Here is a 23,459-nt window from a genome sequence, read left to right on the forward strand (position 1 = left end):
CAGATGATGCTGGTATGACATATCGGTTTTTTTGAGTTAATAATTCCATTTCACATGAACAGGAAATTCCATCCATGGAAAACGAATAATTGAAAATGAATACGGGGCTTTATTAAGCAACACATCGTATGGTCGCTTTTCTACTGTGAGTTCCCATTTATCAGCATACTGAGTAAGCAGCCCGTCGCGCACAAGCCAATTGCCCCGAAATCCTTCAACCGACGTGGTTCCGATTACAGGCCAATGTGAAACTGCGGCACGGATCAAACTATCAATCAGCTTTCTGTTTTCTTCCGAAATTTCGATGCCGTCTGTAACCGGTTCGTGTACAGGCCATCCGCAAAGCACCTTATTCAGCAAAAGATCTGTTTCGTCCGTTCGCGTAAGACCGGAAACCACATATTGTGAGTAATGAATAGCCTGCTCCTGCTGCATTTTACCAACAAAGTGATCACTTGCGGTAAGACCAAGACGACTGAACAACATTCCGAGATATGAATTCAGTAACACAAGTCCGGCATTTCGAACGGGGCTACTGGCTGGAGTGGACTGTGTTTTATCGTAAGGCAACCTGAGTGCGGGCTGTGGCTGTTTCGCATTTGATGTTGTTGCATGATTGGTTGCAGCCATTTTTTCGAGCGCAATTCGCAACACGGGCGGGAAAAGCAAACGATGCACCATGAGCCCGCTTACAATCCACGTATGTTTCAATCCCTGCCGGGTAATGAGTTCCCAAAAGAATTCCTGCCAGATACGATCAGATGAAATTATCCGGAGATTGCCGGAAATAAAGGCGTGAAGAATAAGACCATAAAAAACGTGCTGTAACTTCGATGCCGTAATTCCCTGTACATTCGTCTTACCAAGCAAATGAAAAGCGGCAAGCAACTGCTCGAAGTAACTTTCACGTTCCGGATACAAGGCAGACATGCCTTCGAGCAGATACTTTAACGGTAACTTGTCTGCCAGAGTCTCCAATTTATCAATAGTGTATTTTTGACCGTGCAATGCGCGATAAAATTCAGCCGGATACCGTTTTACAATCTGCACAAGCAACTGTTCGTTTTCTGTAGCACCTGCGGCACCCGCCCAATGCGGAATTTCCCCTTCAGCTACAAGATTACGTACCCAGCAGGAAAGCAGGTTCCGGCTTGCGGCTTCTTCAAGCAGACTTTCTGCCGTATCTGTTTCGTGTATCTTGTCGGACGTTACCAGGGCAGGATAAACGGATGCAATGCACTTATTCAGCATAGGCGAAAGTGTTGGCTGCCGGCGGCGGATTTCAACATAAATTGTTTCAGTATCAGTACCTCCTTCACGTAAAAGCTGCGCAATGCATGCTTTCAATGTCTTTTCAATTTCATCGGCACCAGGCTGACTTCCCCGGAGCAGATCAAACACCAGTGTCCAATAATTCGACACAAGTTGTGCCGAAACAGCAGGTGACAACCGGGCAGCAAGAAGTGAAAGAAATCGAAAGGTCTCTGCAAGTTGAGCTGCACGTGAAACAAACAACGGATGCATCCACATCAGAAACTCTTCAAGAGAAATATGTTCGGATATAAACCGTCTTGATACTTCTCCCTGAGCAATTTCATTCAAGAGCGCGCGCAGCTGAGACGGTTGCTTTTGCATCGCTAAACGAAACAGCGAAGCAAAATCAATTACTTTTTGCTGAACCGTAACCTCATGAGATTTAGTAATAATACAATCCCTGAGCAAGCGGACTAACTCCGGAACAGAAATACGCTCAACCGGCCCGGGGAGCTTATGCAACGTGAGCAATTCAAGCTGAATAAGTGATCGCGATTCGGATTTCACCTTCATCTTGATCATTTCCGGTTTAGTCGCCAACGGGAACAAACGCCTCAACTCTTCCATTGAAAAATACCTGAAAAAATATTCGGGAAGTTGGCTGCTCTTTACAGTTTCCGGGAAAAGAAAAACCGAAGCCCGAACCATTTCGCAGATCAATGCTTGTTTGCTTTGTTTGGCTGAAGTCTGCCCAAGCAATATGCTCCAGAATATATCGTTAAGCTTTGCATCCAGAAAACTCAGCGGTACTGCAGGATTCTCCTGCTTAATCCATTTCAAAAGTTTTGGCAAAAACTCCTCAAATAGCATCTGGCTGCCGCTGTGTACTGCGCGCAATAAACGGGTACGTGACTGACTGTTTTGTTTTCTGAACCGTATAAAAACCTCATCAGACATAGCGTCACGTAATACAGCGCGTGCTACATCGGGCGCAGCGGTAAATGCCTGTTCAGGATGTTGAAGAATAGTATTAAGATCGGCTAAACGGCTAACATGCAACTGGGCTCTACTTTGCAGATGCAACGCAAGCGAATGCAGCATGGCTCGTTCCGGTTCTTCACAAAGCGAAGCCAGAACTTCCGTTAAAGCAATGGTTTCGAGGCGATTTTGCAGGGAAGCTGTAATAAGAAACCGACGTAAGCGATACGCGAAATCAGAAGTTCCGCTAAAATTTAACGGTAAAAAAATAGTCTTAACTGCAAGTTGTCTGAAGAAGAGCAGAAGCCGTCGAGCCAGCGCAGCGTATGGTTTTTCTAAATCTTTCGCTTCAAGCTGAATGGCCACTAGTATAATTCGCTGAGCAAGATCTGATGACGCATGAACAGCAAGCTGATGTATTTCTTTGCATGAAAGGGATCGGGCAATTTTTTCAGCAACCTCTCCCCTGTTCTTAGGCGTAACCGTTTCAAAGGCTTCCAGCGGATTACTTAGCAGCCATTTTACTGGTAATACAGCATGTCCTGAAGTAAAGTCCAGCAAATCGGATTTCTTCAGGAAACGGAGTAGTGTATGAAAACCTGTTTCAGAAAGCGTACCTGCAGGTTTATGATTTAGTAATTCACTTCCGGCAAACACGGAAGCTTCATCAAGCAGTCCGGCCAGTTCGGCCGATCTGAATGTATTTTTTTCAGCCAGATGATACAGCAGGAAAATGAAACGACGCATGTCAACCTTCACCTGTCCGGCTAGTTCAGCAACGAGCGCGGAAAAAAGGCTTCCTGCACTTTGATTTTCCTTTTCGAGCAGATACATCAGTGCACGTGAAATCACAAAATCCGGCGCAAGTGAAATTCGTGTTTGCTGTATGGCAAAATCCAGAAAGCGAATACTCTCCGATATGAGTTGCCGGCTGGCACCGGCCAACACTTCCAACGCCGATTCAAGCGCCGAACGCTCAAGCAAACCGATTTTTGTTTCATCAATCTTACCCTGGCGAAAAAGTGTACGGAGTGTGAATGCTGCGGTATCCGAATCGTTCTCCGCCATAAACAGTATCAGATCGGTAAATTCCTTTCTGCGCTGCGAAACCGGTCCGGCTTCTTCGCCAAACAAGTCTTCAAGCATTCGGGCCGGTTGCTCGGACGAAATTTCCGTCTGAACAGGAGCAAATGTGTTATTTAACTCATCAAGCAGCCTGTTGAGCGTATCCAAAAAAGCAGTACGATTTGAAGTCGTTGTAGGAACAGCCTGTGCAGCCTGAGAAATAAGCAGGAGCAAACTGGCATATTCCACATGATAATGGTTGGCCATGCTACGCAGCGAACTCTTCATAAATGAGTAGCGGTTAAACACAGAACCGCGCTCCATGAGCAAATAACTCAATACGGTAAACCAAACCGTTTTTCTGAACTCGTCAGAGCCGGTAGCCACAACTGATTGCTGTTCCTGTGCCTGCCTGATTTCCTGTACAAAAGACACAATCGCTTCATGATGTCCGGGCTCAATACGGGCCACAATTTGAATAATCAGAGAATCGCTGAACTGAAGCGCGAGCCGGCGCGAAACCTGCTCACGGTTCTTACCAATTCGTTTCAGCAACCTTACAAGCTCACGGCTATTTTCTTCGAGTTGGGTATATAATAATGATTCTGCCGATGTTTTTTTCAATTGCTCGGGTAAACGCAAAAAACCGGTCAACAAAAACGTCTCAAGTAAATCAAGAACTGATGTTTGTAAATCGTCAATCTGAATGGACTCGCCGTTGCCTGTATTTTTATGGAGAAGCAATTCAGTAATTTTTTGCTCAAGCATTTCAATTACATGCTTTTCCAAATGTTCTTCCAACGAGTCGTATTCGATCGTACCAAAATCAAGCGTAAGCGTATTGATTTTCCAAACCTGATCTGACGGACAAAAACGATCAAACACATCCGATACAATCCGGATAAAGTCATGATTTGACCACCGGCTTATCCGTTCCTGAAAAGGTTGAGCATACTTCCGATTATCGATCGAAGTTGCCCAATTCAGTTTGGTAATGATATGTGTGCCGGCTCTACTCATGAATTTGTATTGTTAAGAATGGAACAGATACATTTCATGAGTTCGAATGCCGACGCTGTGGTATCTTTCTTGCGTTGTTGTTGTGCCTGCTGCAGCGTAACACCTGCCGGAAGTGTGGATGGATCAAGAAAGCGAAGGTTATCGTGCCAGGTGATATAAGCTGGAATCAACCGCTCGCCCTGATCAGAATCGAATAAACAGAGCTGAGATTCAAGATTGACAGAAAGCCTGCTTTGAATAATTTTATTTGCCCTTCCCTTAAATGCATCGGTATTGAGTGTGGGAATATATTGAGGGAATAAAAACAACAAATCATTAGCAAAAAATGCTACCGGTACAATTAGATCCTGTTGCAAAACAGGATCAGATGCGTAAATCTCCAGTGTGTAAGTAAACGTTTCAGCACCTGCAATTCCGGAACCGGAAGAAGAAACTGATAAACCGGATAAAGAGCCCGTTGTTTCTGAATATGTATGAATGATTTCCAAAGCCGGATCAAAATCACCTGTCTGTCCATAATAACTCATGGCTGCAGCAAGTGCTTTCAACACTTCGTAACTCGCATTTTTAAAATCATAATTATTGCCATTCACAATAACCCGTGCACCGAAAAGTAGCGACTGTAAAAGCAATGCCGTTTCAGTCAGTATTGATCCCTTTCTCCATTCAATCAACCACAACGCCTGCCGCACCATCACATCGGTATCCGAAGGAACATCGGGTTGTTCGGAACTGTTTTTACCCGAATCAGCTTCATGCGGATGATTGATAAAATTGGCATACAACGGATTCAAGCCAAGTAATAACGAAAGCAGAAGCTCTATGGCCGAATAGTTTACGAAATCTGATGCCGGAATTTTTTCAAGTTCATTAATGGCCGCTGTATTCACAATGAAATCGCTGGTGCGGATGCGCGCAATGCGATGCGCTTTATTCTCCAACCTCTGCATGGGTAACACAACAGGGCTTGAAGAACCTGATGCTGGCATTACAATATAAGTTCCTGAAAGTGAATCGGCACCAAGAAAATTGTAAGCTTTGCAGCGGTAATAGGTAAGTAATGCCAGATTTTGCAGATACAAACTTTTGAATATCACCTTATCCATATCCGTATCACCCGCATACATTGAACCGCGAATCAAAGCATCAAATTCAGCAGGCGACTCTCCATGTCGGGCCAGCAGATGATCCAACAGTTTATTTCTTCTTGCACACCCGATTTCGTCGTCTTCCATGATCATCATTAATCCATGGATATATGCATTATAGGGTGAACGGATATATTTTTCACGGCCTTTTTTCTCAATCAGCTTAGTATCCTCGGGCAGAATGGAATAGGTGTAGGACTGATAATCTTTAAACAACGGCCAGATTGAAGGCACATCATATAGCGACTGATAGAAATAAGTAGGCGAAAAACGCAGGTAAGGCACTGGATAAATCTGTCGATCAAAATCAAAATGATTCTTTTTCGTAAAATATTCGTAACGATCTCTAGGTGTACCCGTAAGTGCGTTGCGAAAAGAGAAAAGCAGAGGCACATAAGCAAGTTGCGAAAACTGATTGGCCAGCAACTGATCAAAAAGCGTAAGGTATCCTTTCAGTTGACGGGAAAGTGCAATCGTATAATCATTGGCATTTTCAGATACCGAATTTTCACCAACGGCGTAAATACCAGGGAATGTATTCTGAATGGAATAATACGAACCAATATCTCTGAAATTGCCGGGCTGAAGGCGTTTTTCTTCCTCGGTGCTGGAAGTATAACTCACCGATTCATCGTGCGAGGGCAACTGAGAAGCACTCAGATCTCCGATCGGAGGAAGTGCAGACGGTGCCATACCGTTTACAGTCACTGTAATCAGATTTTTCGCATAGGAAGCCGCGAGATCGGGGGTGAGAATTTCATCAGGCTGGCAAGTAACTGATGAAAGCCACACGTAATCTGAATTTGTATTGCCTGATACTGATGAAGAATCTCCTGAAAAGTCAGAATCTGAATTCACTTCTCCGGAAGAGGAAGAGGAAGAAGATGATGAATATTCAAAAGCCAGTTGCATGGATTTTACAGCATTCACTCCTTCCACCGCCTGCATTACATCGATCAATGTGAATGTATCAATCTGGTCGGTTTTTGAACCCAGAGCAGCATCCGGAATAAAACCGTGCAGCAATGCAGGACCATCATACAAATCATCCGTAGAGTAACCTTCTGCTATTAGTACGGAAAATCCTTTGGGGCTTACTGCCGGCAAAATATATTCGGAGATAGCTGATCCGATGTTTGCAAGAATCTGAGGCAACTCGGTTTCATCCGTAACATCAAGTGAAAACCGGAGCAGGAATAGTTTGGGAATAAGCCTGGACGGCTGATCGAAAAGTTGCGCCAGGTTACGGCTTTTATTCAAATAATAATATACCTCATCGGCAAGCGTATCAAGGGTTTCAGAATTTTCTGACGATGACTGAAACAAAATTTTGAGTGGCTGAGGCAGATCGCTGTCGGGCTGTATCTTCAGCACGGCATTTGTAAGAGCAGCTATTCCATCAATCAGGTACTTCCGGTAATCGTTTGCCGAAATTGCCGAAGTGGTGAGAATTTGTTCCGGCAAATAGAACTGATCTTCAAGTGTAAGTTCTCCATTTGCTTTGGTGAGAATATCTCTGATCGAAAAATCATTGCAATATCCCAACTCAGTGAGCGCAAAACATAGCTGTTCTAAAATGGTCACGCCCGGATCGCTATCGTTCAGGTTAGTCCAGCTTGTATCTGAATGCATCTGAATATAGCCAAGTCCTTCAGCCTTCAGCCTGTCGAAATCCTGGCTGAGGGGAGAAGCATTGTTCTTGATCTGATATTCGATACTGCTCATTGCTTAATATTGAATTGCATGCGTTCCGGAAGGCACAAAAAGAAATCCTTCCCGGGCATTTATCAGTGTTGTTAAATCACTCACCTCATTTTGAATACTACCGGTAGTAACTGTAAATGACAGCGTACCGGCAACCACTGATTCAACTCCGGGCACTGCATTGATCACACGCAGCAGATTTTCGCCACTTAATGCTTCATCCACCTGCAACTGCAAGGAGGCAGAAGAAATCCAGGGAGACAGATACAGGTTTAATGCATCAGAAACTGCGCCGGCTACAGAAAAAGGGGCATATCCAAGCGTGGTTGTAATTGTAGCTGTTACTGCAACGATGCTGTAACGATAATTGCTAACAGCAAGTGTTTCATTTGCCGGGCATTTCGGCTGAAGGAAGTTGAGAATTTTGTCACGGTCGCAACTGCTTACAAGCGGAGTAAAGGCATTGGCATCAGAAACCGTATTTACCTTTTTAATCACATACACCACACTTTTGCGAAGGAGTCTGTTGTAAACCGCGCAGGTGTAATATACTTGTGGAAATTGAAGCGTAACTAAACTGTAAAAATCATATTTCCCGACTGCCCGGTTTTTGTTCCTGATCCACTGGCTCACCCGCAGATTAAGTTGTGATGCATTCTCAGCTGCTTTCCCCGCGTAAGATGCAAATGGCTGATTTACCGTAGTTATGGCCGGAATCAGCACTTCGGGTTTGGTAATACTGCCTGCCGCAATAAACGGAGCTGTTGTATCGCTAAGGTATTCACTACCTGTTCTTACCAACGAAACGCCATTGGTGGCCAGCAAAATTGTTTGTGCAAAACTGTTTATTCCTGAATTCGCGGTGATACAGATCCAACTGTTCTCTCCCGCCATTTGATCCGAACCTGCGACAATGTCATTGGGAATATCAAGTACAAGTATTCCCGGACAGCTGAACCCGTTCGTGCTGTCTGAAACTACGTGCAGAGGCTGCCATGATGTAGAATTGAGATAATAGTAGCCCAACGCACCGGCAGATCCTTTGTTAGCTGCAGATGCCAGCTCAAAATATAAACTCAGTAAATTGCCGCTTGTAAGTTTATTGAAACCAATCAACAAACAACCTTCTGCTGTAAATGCAGGGAAAAGATAAAAATCGTTTACTGGCTGAATTGATGATTCCGGAGATGATGATGTGGTTGATGAGGTTGAAAAAGCAGCCAATGATGAAGATACAGACGGAGTGGAAGAAGATGATTCGGACGAACTGCTTCCTGAAGAAACCGCAACGGAGCCGGCTAATGCAGCACTCGCAAGCATAGCAGGTGAATCTCCGCTTGCACTGTCATATTGCTTATAATTAGTAAACGGTGTATAATAAAAATACTGAAACGGATAAGTCTGCTCCGCGGAAGTGAAATCGTAAACACAAACAGCTTCATAATCGCCAGTAATACCCGCTACCTTTGGCGCAAAAGGCGGATTAGGAGAAGCCATCAATTCAATTGACAAAGAAGACGAAGAGAAAGAGGAGGAGGAGGATGAAGAACCATGAGAAAGCTGCATCAGTTTTGCTGCATTCTGAAGCGCCACCCAGGATACAACTGCTGCATAAACTTCATTACCAAAACCATATACCGGATCCACAAGCGTCATCCTCAAAAAACCCGAAGCATCGGCTCCCGTCCATTGGAAGTTCGTGTTTTGAATGGACGGAGCAAGCACTGCTTTATCCAGCACACCATTCAGCTTAAAGCTGAATTTCCGGACAGACAGCGGAGGTTCTGTAACCGAATGCGAATCAAACAACGGGACATCCGGTTCAATAGAAGATGAAGAGGAGGAAGAAATTGAGGAGGTAGATGAAATTGAGGAAAAAGAGGAGGAACTTACAAGTGAAGAGGACGATAAAGAGGATGAAGACGATAAAGAGGATGAGGAGGATAACGAGGATGAGGACGATAAAGAGGATGAGGATGAACTTTCATTAAGTTGCAATGTCATCCAACCATTTACAAGTCCGAGACCAAAGATTGATCTGAAACTCGAATTCGAAAATGTAGTTAATGAAATAGACTCAACCGGTACTTCATCAATAGGAGTATCAGCTACTGTGGTTACAACGGGCGGACTCCACCGGAAAGTAACCAGAAAACGCAGCACGCTGCCGATTCTGCCGATTGCTTTGCGAAACCAACCGGCTTCAGGCGTTGTATTCCGCGAAGAAGCCGGTGATGAAGAGCCGGATGAACTGGAAGTACCGGATGAATTGGAAGATACCGATGAACTGGAAGTACCTGATGAACTTGAAGATACCGATGAACTCGACGAACTTGAGGATGTTGAAGAACCTGAGGAAACCGATGAATTTGATGAACTTGAGGAACTCGAGGAAGAAATTGAAGCCAGATAATTGGTATAGGCTGTATAATAAGTAGTGAAATCAGTATTCGGAAGATTACTCCAATTAAATGTAAAATCGAGCGATAAGAGTGGTTTACTGAAAATTTCGCTGCTTCCAAGAATAAAATTGCTATTGATCCCGGGAGCAGGGCCAAAAAGTTGAAATGGGTTTTTTGGACTGATTGCTCCGAAATCATTATAAAGTAAAAAATGTTGCACACCACTTACAGTAACATTAAACCTTACTGAATGAATAACAGGAGGATCGGTAAGCAGTGCTGCATTTCCAAACATAATCTTCAACAGCGGCCAGTCGGAAACCACGCCGTCGGGATTAGATGCAAAAGCCACTACTGGTGAATCAGTGGGTAGTAATGTAATTTTCAGGAAAAGAAAATATCCGGCTTCTTCATCGGTTAAACCGGGTTCACGCATTACTTCCGGTTTTACTGGTGTCCACGCTTTGGTTCCGCTCAGAAAAACGCTGGCACTGTCCATCAACAAATCAGTAACCGGATTGGCAAAGCGAAAGCTGATGTCGATAATCCGCTTGCCTTCGGGCAAAAACAACATCGGAGAGCCGATTGCAAAGCCAAATTGAACCGATTGTGCACTATTCGCTTCGCCGCTTGCCGGTGGTCCAAAGGTATTCCACGAGATCACCGATCCGGTTTTCGTAGTTTGAATCACACCCGGAGTGGCAACCGGCGAAAGAAGAAGTTCCTGAGCAGCTGTAACCGATAACCGGCACACCTGGCTGATCACGCCGGCATTCAGTCCCGCTGTAGCTTCACTTTTAAAAAGAATAACCTTCTTCTCCTGGTCAACACCGGCGTTAAACGTTGTACCTGCCGGTAGTGTATATACAGCTGTTCCCGGCGCCAAACCAAGACTTACCACTACCTGATCGGGTGAAGCTGATTGTTCCTTCTGGAGCAATACATCATGATAATAAAAATCAAGATGCTTGCCGGAAATTTCATTGACCTGCTTCTTGTAAATTTCCATCAGATGCGTAAGTGTGCGCACCAGTGTAGTATCAGGAAACCGGCTCTGCAATTCTTCCTGCAATTGATAATCAACCGCTGCCTGACGAACAGCCGTTTTGTAAATGCTGAACACCTGATCAGCACTCGCCTTCAATCCGTTAAAACAGGCCAGTACCAGCTGATGCATTTCCGGTAAACTGCCTGCCACCGGAACGGAAGATTCCAGAATATTTTTTTCTGGCTCTGTAATACCGAATGTATCTGTAAAATACTGGCCGGAATAATTTTCCTGCCAGATCACGTTTCGATATAATCCGTACAGATACTGATGCGGCTTATACACCTCATCAAGTCCTGATATATTGCTGAGATAATTCCAAAGTTCAAGTGTAGCGTAGAAATTCGGAATCAGAAATTCAGCAGCCTGTTTAGTCAGGTAGCGTTTCAGATTGTAATTTTCCTCGCTGTTCTTCATGTAACGTAACCACTCTGAAATGGATTCGTACACGGGCATCAGTTCATTGAAAAGCTGCCTGAACAACAAAGCTGTATGCTGATTGGCGTTGAGCATTTCCGCCAGGCTCTGCATCCTGTTGCAGGTTTGCCGGTAAACCCAAAAACGTTGCGTCCATGATTCAGAGGCAATATAGGCCAGCAGTATAACCGGATCCTTTAGCAGAAAGGGTTGCCAGTTTCCGTTTACGGTATTCGTCTGATCGAAATAATTAATCAGCCTTCCGAACCGGGCCAAAAAAGCAAGCCGATCCCGGGCCGTTCTGCCATCGATCAGATCGGGAGCAGGAACGAGCGCTTCCTGAACAGAAGCCAGAATCATGCTTTCTTCATTGCCTTTCATTTCAGCTGCCTGAGATTGGTTCCTTCTTTCAGATAAAACGGAAACACATAGTTGTGTCGGGTATTGGTCTGATTGTATATGTATGAAATATTCACCTCCAGCCCTCCACTTTGAATATCAGTAAATACAACCTCCACATTCTGCACCGTAATCCGAGGCTCATTGTATAACAGCGATGCTTTCACCGCATTTTTCATTTCACCTTTCAGCGAATCATCCATACTGCGAAACATAAACCGCTGCAGATTGGATCCGAACTGAGGATTGAAATTGCGTTCACCATTCTTGGTGGTAAGAATGGTATAAATCGAATCATTAATATTCTCTTCGTAGGCAGATAACACAAGCTGGTGGTTACCCAACGAAAATTCAACAGGAAACGCCCACCCGGATCCCTGAAAATTCTGCTTGCGGTTTAAATACTTATCAGCCACCGATCATCACAGTAAATGCACCCAATAGTATTTGTCCGCCATGAGCCGTCTGGTCACCCATCCGAGCGGCAGGCATACCTGAAATCATCACTGATGATGACCCTTTCACTATTGAATCGGGCGGGCCTACACACGTCAGCATATCGCCTACGCGCGCCGCTGGTAAACCACCAATCAATACTGTAGGCGCTCCCGGGCCCACTACCGGTCCGCCCACATGCGGAATCGGAGGAACACCCGGAGTTACCATCGGGCATTCATGAAAATCAGTAATTCGTGCAGCTGGTGGCATACTATCAATGGGTTTAATTAATCATTACCATGGCACCTTTCAGCACCAGTTCTGTTCCGCCCTGCACCTGAGCAGTCATACTGCCCTCAGCAGAATATTGCATCTGTGCAGATTCCTTGATATTCAATCCGCTGATTTGTACATCGCCTCCCGAAGATTGAATACTCACTCCCTGATTCCCTTGCAGCGAAAGATTCTGCCCGGCCTGAACCGTTATATTCTTGCTACTGTTCACATCAATACCGTCTGATGACATCTTGATGCTGTTTCCGTTCTGATCAGTGATCACAATGTTTTTATCCTGATCGCTAAAAACAATATTGTTGTTGCCGGGCGTGGTAAGCGTAAGCACTTTGTTTTTATCGTCGAACTGAATGTAAATACCCGACTTGGAAACGATGGCTTTCAGCGGGTTATCACTGGCCGGATTAAGCGTATTAAATGGCTTCCGGTTTCCACTGTACATGCTGCCCAGAATAACCGGGTAGCGGGGATCTTCGTTGAGAAAACCAATCACCACTTCATCGCCAACCTCAGGATAAAAGAAAGCGCCGAAACCACTTGTCGCGTAAAAATTGGCAAGCCTTGCCCAGATACCGGCTCCATTCGGATCGAAAAGCGGAATTTCTACCAGCACCCGAAACTGATTATCAGGATCACTGTCTATTTGTTTCACCGTACCGTTCATGAGTCCACGCGCACCGGGCAATAAACCCGATACCGGTGGTGCCATCACATCAGGCTGCTCCGTAAACCAATTGAATGAAAGCCCAAGATCAACTTCAACCATCCAGTTTCCCGCCGAGTAATCATGCCGGACACCTGATACAAAATAGTCTCCCGAGAAACGATCGCCAAGTCCTTCAATGGTAATGTATTTGGCAATCTCAACAAACGTATTGCCCTGAAATTTGGCAGTACCCGTTATGCGCGAAAAATCACACTTCACCTGCTGCGCCTCCGACCATGTATTCAGTTCGGCATTGAGCAATGTACTTGTCTGCAATGCGTATGTACTTAGTCCTACCACCGAGGAAAGCGTTGACGGCCCCAGATTTCCCGGTCCCTGATAACTTGAAGAAGCATTACCCGTAGCAATTGCCTGCTGAGTAAAATCCCACGAACTTGCCGTTACGCCCGAAACCTGCGTAAGTGAATCAATGTGGGTATTAAACTCATACAACGAATTGCCCGAAGCAGATCCGTAACCCACCGTCAGTACCGAAGTATTGTTGGCCGAAGGTTTTGCTACATTCAATGTTCCGTTCACTGCCGCCACAATCATTCCATTGGCTTCGGCACGGGCCAGTACAAAATCCCAGTCTGTACTAAAATACTGCACCTGCTCAGGCCATTGCGTACCGGTTGCAGTTACATTGGCCGTAACACCCGAATAATTCCCGATTATCGATGTGAGAATGTCGCTGTCTTTCTGATTTGAAAATGTGAGGCACTTCCGGCCTACTGTCATTTTTATGCTCGGGTCGTAACAAAGTACTTCAAGCGTGCTTTCCCCAAGCGCGTTCAACTCCACAGACTGCCCCGTGATTATTCCGGTAAAAATTGTGGACAAACTGGAATCGTAACCCGCATCAATTGCAATGGTGGCTCCTGGTACAAAAGTAGAAGATGAACTCTGCACAAAATCACCCTGATCGGGCTCTCCGTCGCGAATAACAATACGGGCAAAAGGAACCTGATTCACTTTCTTCTGAATATCTACCGCAAGTACCTGTACCGTATCAGGAACAGGACTACCGCCAACACTTAAATTGAATACGGCCACACTGGCTGTGGGAATTACAGGACCTGCCATAGGACAATTATTTTATTGGAGGAAATAACAGGTTAATTCCACCAGGTAGATTTCTGAATTTATTTAACCCGTTGAAACGGGCTACTTTCACGTAAAGCGAGTAATCATTCCATACTTGCTGACACATTTGCGGAAGACTTGTATTCTGCATGGTAACAAGCATATGCGTAAGGTCAGGCGATTTGGGAGCGTCTTGTTTGACAACAGTAGTCGGAGCAATGTATTCGCTGAACGATAGTGATATTTTGGCCCGAAGCGGGCTTCCGTTGGGACTGAACAAGGTGAAATTGGTTTCAAACGAACTAAGTACTCCATTGAAACTAATGTCCTCGCCCCATTGAATACCCACAAAATTAGGCCGGTGAATAGAGCCGTTATACTTGTAAATAATTCCTTCGAGCGCAGTAAGCTCAGTATCCATGTCTGTTCTCGAACTATCCACAATTCCTGTGCAATCAATCACAAGATCGAAACTCAGTTTTTCACAGGGAGTACTTTTATATTTCTGCGATGGCGAACTTGTATCAGGTGCCTGCACTTCATTATACTCCACATTTCTCGACCACTTTATGCTATCCGGATTAATCATTACCGTATAAGGATTTCCCGAATAAGGTGTGGAGAAATTCTCATCGGTATATCCGGTAATTTTCATCAGCTGTAAACTGGCACTCATGATACGTGATAGTTAGCGTTTAATTTTTTGCTTTCGCGTAGCCTGTAGAATCATGTTTCTGCAGGTTTCTGTAAGTTGACGTTTGAACCGGTTCAACTCTTCATCCGTTCGTCCGGCACGTTGTGAAGCGCCGGAGGTAACTTCTGTTTTGATGGTAATTTCCCGTATTTCTATAGGCATGACGATTCTTATAAAAGAGCAGAAGCAAATGTGGATACCGGTGACACATCGAAATAAGTATAGGCTAGTTCGATTGATTCAATCACGATACCGTTTTCCTGCGATTTGAGATCCGAAATCGAATACTTTACCGGATAGGCATTGAAAAAAGTCCAGGCCATGAGTGGCAAGCCCGATGCATCAAGCAGCGTAACGATAATCGGAAAGGTTTGAATTCCGTTGGCCAATCCCATATCCACACAGGCAGCACACCAGTAAACCAGTGGCGAACCCAACGGAACCAGTGCACGCCTGAGCACCAGATGCTGACCGGTCACCACGGTGGGGAGTCGGTATTTGAACCGATTCTCCCCTCCGCAGGTGACTTCTTCTGTAGCAAGTTCCTTGGATATACCCGAAACTTCCTGAAAAGCAGCATCAACTCCAGGCAAGGACAGTTGGAAATAAAAACTTACCGGATATGTGCTGCCTCCGTTAGCCATTTGAAATGATCAATTGTTCGTGAGCAATTTCAAGCGAGTCAACAGCAACCTCGTTCCCGTCCGACTTCAAATCGGTACAGGTAATTTTGGTTGGCCATGCATTGTTAAGGGTCCACTGCATGGTTACTTTCCCGTTTTCGTCAAGTAATTTGATCACTACCGTACGGCGCTGAATTGTATTCATTGAAATTTGTGCATGCCAGTTCCAAAAGGTATTGTCATTCACAAATACGCCACGTTTCATGGTTACATTACCATACTTGGTAATTCCCGGCATTTTCTCCACTGAAAAAAGCGGACTGTTACTTTTCCGGTACTCGATAATCTGATTCTCTACGTCCATTCCGGAAACTTCCTGAAATGCAACGCCAGTCATCTGTGTACCCAGATCGACCTCAAACCGGAATTTGGGCATGGGCCATGTTGCGCCTTCTACGCTACCGTCGTCAGTTGCCATGTTATTTTATCTTTTGATAGGATTAAACTGATTAATGATTGTTGATGGTATTTTCGAAACTGTGTTTGAATTTTGTTTTGCGTTGATTGTGCAAAACGATTAGTAATAAAATCTCAAACAGCTTCTTAGCTTGATTTAGCCATTTGCTGCGTGAAATTGATCACGATAAATTCAGCCGGATGTGTTACCGCCACAAGCACGGAAACATTCATAAATCCGTTGAGAATATCATCAGCACTCATGGTGGTGCCCAACCCGCACTGTACACTGAATGCATCTGACGGAGTGGCGCCTTGCAACCCACCCTGTTTCCACACCTGTGTAAGGAAATTGCTGATCATCGCAATCACAGCGTTCCATGTGTTTTTATCATTCGGTGCAAACACATAAGCCTGAGCTGCCAGTTTCGAAGATTGCTCAAGAAAGATCATGGTACGACGCACCGGCAGATAGCGCCAGTCTAAACTGTTGCCGTCAAGTGTACGTGCCCCCCAGATGAGAATGCCCAGGCCGTTGAAACTACGGATTGCATTAATTGACTTTCCGGAAACAGCATCCACGTTCAGATTGGCCTGCTGCGTATCATTTAGGTTAATGGGCAAACCCGCAGCACCTACAATTGATGTATTGGCCGGAGCCTGCCAGGGGCCCGTATTGTTATCCGTGTTTGTAATTACACCGGCAAGTGCTCCGCTGGGAGGTAACACGTTTGCATCATTCAATACATGCTGCACGATAAGCCCGTAGGTTTGGTTTGCAATGAGCAGTGCATTGTTGTTCTGCTGTACGGTAAGCCCGCTCTGCGGATTCTGGATGTTAGCCAGAATTGAGGTGGTTGCCGGATCAGGGTTGCTGGCCGGATTAATAATGGCTGCCAGTTGCGAAATATCGCCACCAAAAAGATTGGTGTAATCAATCTCGCTGTTTTGCATTGTGGTGGTTTCGATAAACGGATAATAAGCCGTTCCGTAACTGAGCCCCACTGATCCGGTGTTGTTGCGGAAGTTCTGAATATCGTTTGTGTAGAGAATCGGATCCGGGTTATTACCTCCGATAATATCGAAAATACTCACGCTGGTTCCCATGTTGCTGCTTTGCAGAAGCATGCTCTCCATGAGTGTGCCGTTCTCAGCCAAACTAAGCAGTGTTGCTTCCGGGCAAATATACATGGTGGGCTCCGGCTCATTGAGCAGCAGTGATAGTCCGCGCTGTAAGTCCGATAACTGTACGTTCGGGTTAACCAGTGGTGCGCCAAGCGTCATCGGTTTACCCGAAGCCTGTCCGTATGTTCCCACTGCAACAATGTAGGCTGTTCCTCCACCATTTGCATAAAACATCCGCACACTGTTATACAGGTAATAGATCGTATTCGGATCAGGCAGTATGGAATAATAGCTGCCATTAATGAGCAGATAATCGCCTGATGTAGGCTGGCCCTTCTGCTGCACGAGATAGTACTCAGGGCTGTACTGCTTTGTAGGACTTGCCGGAGGCGCCGGATCAGGCAAACAAAAGTAAGCCTGGAAATCGGCAAAGGAGTTTATCTGTACCGGCACGTTGTAGTACGATTTGCCCTGGTACGAAGCTTGCGGCGTGTAACCGATAAATGCAGGTACTGCTGTTGCCACAGGCACAACTGCATTCGGAAAGGCGCTCACCTCATTGATATAAACACCTGGTGTTTTGATGTTCAGTAAATTCATGCACTTCTTGTTTAAATTTTTTGTAATTAGAGATAGACATACATCGGTGAAACCATCCGGTCAGAACTTCCATCAGATGCCATTGCATAGAATTCAGTTCCCGGATTGGGCAATCCCTTAAAAAGAATTTTCTTCTCATTTCGGTTTGGCCCGTTCGGGAAATTACCTGCAAGAGGATCGCTGACGAGATCCAGTTTGTACCTTGGTGCTTCACTGAGAGGCAGTAATTCATAACTGGTGAAAAGCATCGCCTTCTCGTCCGAAACCGTAGTTACGGGTTCAGGGCCTGCAAAGCGCAAACCATCTTTGCCCGTAATAGTCGGATGATCAGGTGTGCCTCCCTCACCGGGAATAATGTAATACTGCCATTCGGTAGTGCGCGCATTCAGCCTCATCTGAAAAGCCGGTGCGTTCCCTGCCGACCGATATGTAATTAAATCCGAAAACCGCACAGTCAGATTACCCACTACTGACGTGACTGGTGACGGATTGAATTCAGGGGATAATTCATAAGCAACCTCTTCATCAACAGTAGTTACCGTTTCGGAGGTAAAATTCATGGAAACAGGTGCGCCGGAAGGATATCCGGTTATCAATCTGAAATCACTTCGTGTACTCGTTATTTCAAATAAAAATGAAGATGCTCCGGTAACAGCGGTGATATAACTAAGGTAATTTTGCAGCGTACTTTCTGAAGTAGCCGCATAAAAATCAAAACCATTCGGTTGAATATGCTGACGCAAACCATAGCGGCTTATCAGCTGCCCGGTCAGCGAATCAGGGCCGTAACGAAGACACAGGCACTGATTGTTTGTGTACCAGCTGTGAAAAGCACGCAAACTAAATAGCTTTATGTAATTTGTTGCACTCATGATACGTTAGCTGTTGCACCCGAAACGGCCGAAGTATAACCACTGGTCTCCTCGCCTTGAATGGTAACCAATCTCATCTTGTAAATCACAGATGGAACATAATTCGCCCCCATAGCCGTCCACAAACTATGCATCTGATGATAGGTGATCTTCTCGATATCGAACTCCAGTTTACTGATGCCCGGTGGTATATTTCCGAACGAAGCACCGGTGAGAGAAGGATTAATCTGAAAAAAAAGTATAGAAGCGTTAAGAAACTTTAAAGTTTCAGAATAGTCATCGAAATTCGAACTGATTAGCAAATCAATATTGTATCGCTCGAATGGTTGTACCTCCGAAAAACTTCCGCTTGCTGTTCGCTGACTACGGCCGTAAAACTGTTTGTTTACTTCCTTTTCAATATTGATCAGGGTAATCACAACCCTGTTTTCATTCTTCTTAGCAGCATTGCCCGACGGATCGTTGAGCTTGTTCAGGATCACCTTACTTTCCTGTACAAGAAAACGCTGACGCAGAAACTGGTCCAGTGTAATACGTGTAAACTGTAAGGCCTGATTGATCATGTGCTGTTCTTGCCGCGCCTTTTAACAAGATGGCCTGGCAAGCACTGTAAAGCTATTACTACACAAACAAGTACTGACAAATGCGGCATGAACGTATCATATACAAAATAAACGAAACCTTTAAAAAAACATAGACAAAACATAGACATCGCGTCACTCAACAAATAATGAATAATTACAACAACAAGATCTGTTAATAAGTTTGGCTTAATTCCATAATTATTCAATCAGAAAGGGCTTAAAGAAGATATTTGTGTTGAAATTTCTGATGGTATTTACTACGCACACAGTAATGATGACGAATAGCTGAAGTATCCTTATTAAAAGGATAACCAAAAGAATAAATACAAACAAATCGGGTAAAGTTTAAACGACAAAGCAAAAGTCAGCTTTACGCTTCGGAAGAAACCCATTGCAGGTAACTCGCAAGACTGGTATTTTTTGGAAGGTTCAGTTTGCGTTTGAGCCGGTACTTATGTGTTCTTACACTTTCCTGATTGATCCCCAGCAAATTCATAATGTCTTCGTTCGACATATTCATTTTCAGGTAGCAGCAATATTTAATATCACGTGAAGTGAGCTCCGGATGACGGTTCGCTAATTTGAAGAGAAAATCGGGATCGGTGTTTTGGTAATATAGCTTAAAATCTTCCCAAAGTCGGGTGTTAGACATTGATGATTTAATGGATGAAACGATTGCAAGCAGTTCTTTGCGGGTCGAATCATCTACATTGCGGTACAGGCTGCTTATTTTTTCACGTACACGGTTAAGCACCTGCGATTTCTGTTCTATTTCCATCACATAACGGCTCAGGCTCCGGTTTTCAGAAAGCGCTGCAGGTACAACCAGCGAGCCCGGATGTGTCTGTATCGCTGAAGGGCGATGCGAACCAGCCAGTGTAAGAATAGAATGCAAATGAGCACTGAAAGACTGCCCCGCCGCATCGGCATTTTCGGGAAAGACAAATACAACCTGATCATGATTCCAGCGAAGAATTTCGCGACATGTGGACCCGGTCAGGCAAATAACAGGAGTAAATGCACACCCCGGAAGACGATGAAAATCGTTGAGTATGGTTTGTATCGCACTGAAATTTAATATAAGCAAATCGACATGCATTTCCTGCACAAATGCCGAAATATCATCATAGGAGTTAGCCGTAAGAATCGTGTAGGCAAAATACGAATCGTTCCGGATGTTACTGATAACAGCCGAAAGACGCGATCGACTGTCGCAGCCTATAACGATATTTTTCTGTATGTGTGTCAGAATACGGCTTTAAGAAACTGTTAAAGGATTTTCATCCTGCTGATGGCATGTTTTCTCGTTCAAGCTGCGCTAATTTTAATCAAACGCAGGTAATTCTGCCGAACGGGAAGTTGGTTAATACGGTCTTGAACAAGAGAGAAATCAAAGCACAACAAAATTCTTTCACAGCCACTAAAGGTTATTGAACTGTTAAAACGAGTTGTGCCGGACTCATCCGTGTGCTGGTTTATCTTTATTTACATCCAGCAAACAGAACCAATATTAAAAAATCCGACATTCAATACAAAACTTTATAAATTTATTGAACAGAAAACACGTATTTATATGCGTATTTCGAACGCAGCCCTTGATAAATCAATTATGAAATGGTTAATAAATTAATCCTGCAGAACTACCAGTCGCCCGGTGATATTGTCATGCTTACTGCCGCAGTGCGTGATCTACACCTTAATTATCCCGGCCGGTATCTTACCGATGTACGCACGCCTTGTCCTGATTTATGGGAAAACAACCCCTACATCACCCCAATTCAGGATACTGACCCGCAGGCACAGAAAATTCGTTGTGAATACCCGTTAATACACCGGAGTAATACCACGCCCTATCATTTTATCTTCGGGTTTATTGATTTTCTGAATCAAAAACTCAACCTTACTCTAAGTCCGCACCATTTTCGGGGCGACATTCACCTTACGCCGCAGGAAAAGGCATGGATGTCGCAGGTACAGGAAATTACGGGCGACGATTCACCTTTCTGGATTGTATTTGCAGGCGGGAAATATGATTTTACAGCCAAATGGTGGGCACAGGAACGGTATCAGCAGGTTGTTGATCATTTCAGGGGCAAAATCCGGTTTGTACAGGTTGGTGAAAACAATCACCATCATCCGGCGCTTCACAATGTGATTGATCTGCGCGGCAAAACCAACCTGAGGCAACTGGTCAGGCTTGTTTATCATTCGGCCGGCGTACTTTCGCCCGTAAGTTTGGGTATGCACCTTGCAGCAGCTGTAGAAACCAAACCCGGCCATCCGCGAAACAGAGCATGTGTAGTTGTAGCCGGTGGCCGTGAACCTTCGCAGTGGGAAGCCTATCCGCATCATCAGTTTATACACACCAACGGCGCACTCATGTGTTGCGACAATGGCGGTTGCTGGAAAGCACGTGTAAAACCACTCGGCGATGGTGACGAAAAAGATAAACCCGAAAACCTTTGCGTGGATGTGGTGGGCAATCTCCCACGCTGCCTCGACATGATCAGTGCCGAAGAAGTGATACGGAGAATATCACTTTACTATGAGGGCGGAGCTTTAATGTTTAATGATATGAATAAAGTGACACAGCAAACAACACAATCATAGTTGCAGTCTATTCGTTAAAGAAGCTAACCACGGTTATACTTCCTATCAAAATCATAAAATCGGTTTAATATGCATAATTAGTAACACAACAGCACTGGTTATTGGTACTGGTTTGTATAATTGAACAATGCTTCATTATGCAAAAAATCAACCATTTACCAGGAATGCTGAGAGGCTGTATAAAGGGAAAATAAATAACCGGATCAAAATAAATTGATCCGGTTATCTGATCTGTGGAGCCGGAGAGCAACAACGTTCGAATCTTTTGAGGGAGGATTTGGAGAAATTTTTAAAGGAGGATATTGATCGCATTACAACATTCGTGCACAAGTCGCACCCTATTCGTTTACAAGCGATTATTACCGACTATATTCTCCAAGTTCATATATGTTTATAGAGTCAAACCTAGCATAATTCGAATATGGAAATTTTCACTTGGGTATTATTTATACTTTCTTTATCAGCAATACTTGGTAGTCTCATTATACTTTATCCAGCGACTGATTCAGATGATATGGACGACATTAATATTTATACATCGCTAATACCATTTGTTTTTATTGGATTTTCATTCTTTTTGGCTAAATCTCTGCTTGCATTAAATACTTCTGTTTTGCTTTGGAAAATAGAAAATATCATTGCTATAATAAACTTGGCTATCTGTTCTTTGATAAAAAGAGAACAAATCGAAATTCATTGGAGAATATGTGTTGGTTTCTCTATTTTTTTCTCAGCAATTCCATTTATTATAAATGTCAACTTCACAGACATAAATACCCCGTTATCTATCCTAAACGAGTTTAGCAATAATTATCCAAAGATAATTTTTTCGTTTTGGCTTCCGATTCTAGCTTTGATCCTGTTTAGTTTTATATTATTCGGTTTTACAGATAAATCAAAAAGAAAAAGACAAGAAGGACTCCTGCTTTATCTTTTAGATAAGGATGGGCGCTCGTCAAATGACTCTTCTTATTACGATACAAATGAAAAGTATAGATTCAGGGAATTTGATATTAAAATACGGCAAAACCTATATGAGGAGTTTCAACATATTTTTGAAATAAATTTCAGAAAACTTGAAGAACTAACCGCACGTCAAAGTAATTTAATAGAGTCTGTCATCATCAAGATAAACTCCAACTCTAATAATTCTCCAAAACAATCTAACACTGACGACCGAAATATTGCTGAGATAGTAAGGGCAATTCATGATATTAATTCAAAGCTAGATATAAAAAATGATGAATCGCTTCATGAAAAGTTAGGGCCATATTCGAATTCCCAAAATCAAAATTTCATTCGTGAGCTCAATCACTTTCTGATTACTCCACTTTCTCAGATTGAGTCAAAAATCATAATATTTAACCAAAATCCTAGCCTTTTTTTTGAAAATGAAGGTAAATTTAAAACAGCAGTTTCCACCATTAAAACAAGCGTCGATATATGTAAGGCCGTTCTGTCTGCATATAGGGAATTAGCCTTCGTAACGCCTTCATCTGAATCTTCACCAGATTTTTTGAGATCTAAATTACAGGACGCAGCAAACTTCTATAAAGAGAGCATGGAAAAAGAGGTTAATTTTATTCTTAATATGCCCGATAAATTTCCAGCGTATTCGACTAATTATTTATTAGCGGTAATACTTCCATTGGTGGAAAACGCTATAAAGGCCTCTCCTCCAAACAAAAATATTCTAATAGCATTTCAAACGTTAGACTCAATGATTAATATTAAAATTGAGAACGAGACGCAAAATCCCCTTACAATTAATCAGTTAAATACTCCAGGTTTTTCCTCTAAACATGATCACACAGGTACTGGCTTGTTTATTGCAAGGCATTTAGTCGAAGGGCACTATAAAGGATCAATAGCTTTTGAGATAGATAAAAATGTAGTCATAGCTACAATTTCGATTCCTTTTAAAAATAGTCAATAA

The 23,459-nt window shown here is 43.8% G+C and carries 15 protein-coding genes; 2 read left to right on the forward strand and 13 right to left on the reverse strand.

Going from position 1 to position 23,459, the window contains the following annotated elements:
* Window positions 1-36: 36 nt before the first annotated feature.
* The 13 genes from IM638_07745 to IM638_07805 all read right to left on the reverse strand — a co-directional run bounded on the left by IM638_07745 (window position 37) and on the right by IM638_07805 (window position 20,012).
* The gene (locus tag IM638_07745) at window positions 37-3,585 is read right to left on the reverse strand and encodes a hypothetical protein (GenBank protein ID MCA6362916.1); all 3,549 of its coding nucleotides are present in this window, start codon (window positions 3,583-3,585) and stop codon (window positions 37-39) included.
* A 728-nt stretch (window positions 3,586-4,313) separates the two neighbouring features.
* Complete coding sequence (locus tag IM638_07750) at window positions 4,314-7,190, reverse strand: hypothetical protein (GenBank protein ID MCA6362917.1); 2,877 nt, start codon at window positions 7,188-7,190, stop codon at window positions 4,314-4,316.
* 3 nt (window positions 7,191-7,193) lie between these two features.
* Entirely contained in the window at window positions 7,194-11,417 is a 4,224-nt protein-coding gene (locus tag IM638_07755) for a hypothetical protein (protein MCA6362918.1), read from the reverse strand.
* Window positions 11,414-11,851 carry a GPW/gp25 family protein gene (locus IM638_07760; GenBank protein ID MCA6362919.1) on the reverse strand — a complete coding sequence of 146 codons (438 nt, stop codon included), beginning with the start codon at window positions 11,849-11,851 and terminating at the stop codon, window positions 11,414-11,416. The genes IM638_07755 and IM638_07760 overlap by 4 nt, the downstream gene beginning before the upstream one ends.
* Window positions 11,844-12,143 (reverse strand): PAAR domain-containing protein, encoded by a 300-nt coding sequence (locus IM638_07765; GenBank protein MCA6362920.1) that lies wholly within the window; start codon window positions 12,141-12,143, stop codon window positions 11,844-11,846. Before IM638_07765 ends, IM638_07760 begins: the two co-directional genes overlap by 8 nt.
* A 13-nt stretch (window positions 12,144-12,156) precedes the next feature.
* Complete coding sequence (vgrG, locus tag IM638_07770) at window positions 12,157-13,959, reverse strand: type VI secretion system tip protein VgrG (GenBank protein ID MCA6362921.1); 1,803 nt, start codon at window positions 13,957-13,959, stop codon at window positions 12,157-12,159.
* Window positions 13,960-13,966: 7 nt separating this feature from the next.
* Complete coding sequence (locus IM638_07775) at window positions 13,967-14,635, reverse strand: hypothetical protein (protein ID MCA6362922.1); 669 nt, start codon at window positions 14,633-14,635, stop codon at window positions 13,967-13,969.
* Window positions 14,636-14,823: 188 nt separating this feature from the next.
* The gene (locus IM638_07780; protein MCA6362923.1) at window positions 14,824-15,297 is read right to left on the reverse strand and encodes a phage tail protein; all 474 of its coding nucleotides are present in this window, start codon (window positions 15,295-15,297) and stop codon (window positions 14,824-14,826) included.
* On the reverse strand, window positions 15,290-15,754 hold the full coding sequence (locus IM638_07785; GenBank protein MCA6362924.1) for a phage tail protein: 465 nt from the start codon (window positions 15,752-15,754) through the stop codon (window positions 15,290-15,292). Before IM638_07785 ends, IM638_07780 begins: the two co-directional genes overlap by 8 nt.
* Window positions 15,755-15,879: 125 nt before the next feature.
* Window positions 15,880-17,457 carry a phage tail sheath family protein gene (locus tag IM638_07790; GenBank protein ID MCA6362925.1) on the reverse strand — a complete coding sequence of 526 codons (1,578 nt, stop codon included), beginning with the start codon at window positions 17,455-17,457 and terminating at the stop codon, window positions 15,880-15,882.
* A gap of 26 nt (window positions 17,458-17,483) precedes the next feature.
* On the reverse strand, window positions 17,484-18,200 hold the full coding sequence (locus IM638_07795) for a hypothetical protein (protein MCA6362926.1): 717 nt from the start codon (window positions 18,198-18,200) through the stop codon (window positions 17,484-17,486).
* A 125-nt stretch (window positions 18,201-18,325) separates the two neighbouring features.
* A complete protein-coding gene (locus IM638_07800) occupies window positions 18,326-18,892 on the reverse strand; it encodes a DUF4255 domain-containing protein (protein ID MCA6362927.1) in 567 nt (188 codons plus the stop codon).
* 391 nt (window positions 18,893-19,283) lie between these two features.
* Window positions 19,284-20,012 (reverse strand): hypothetical protein, encoded by a 729-nt coding sequence (locus IM638_07805; protein MCA6362928.1) that lies wholly within the window; start codon window positions 20,010-20,012, stop codon window positions 19,284-19,286.
* 515 nt (window positions 20,013-20,527) lie between these two features.
* Here IM638_07805 and IM638_07810 point away from each other — a divergent pair.
* Window positions 20,528-21,523: an ADP-heptose--LPS heptosyltransferase gene (locus IM638_07810; GenBank protein ID MCA6362929.1), complete on the forward strand. Its 996-nt coding sequence runs from the start codon at window positions 20,528-20,530 to the stop codon at window positions 21,521-21,523.
* Window positions 21,524-21,944: 421 nt separating this feature from the next.
* Window positions 21,945-23,459 (forward strand): HAMP domain-containing histidine kinase, encoded by a 1,515-nt coding sequence (locus IM638_07815; GenBank protein MCA6362930.1) that lies wholly within the window; start codon window positions 21,945-21,947, stop codon window positions 23,457-23,459.

The organism is Bacteroidota bacterium (assembly GCA_020402865.1).
Taxonomy (GTDB): Bacteria; Bacteroidota; Bacteroidia; order Palsa-965; family Palsa-965.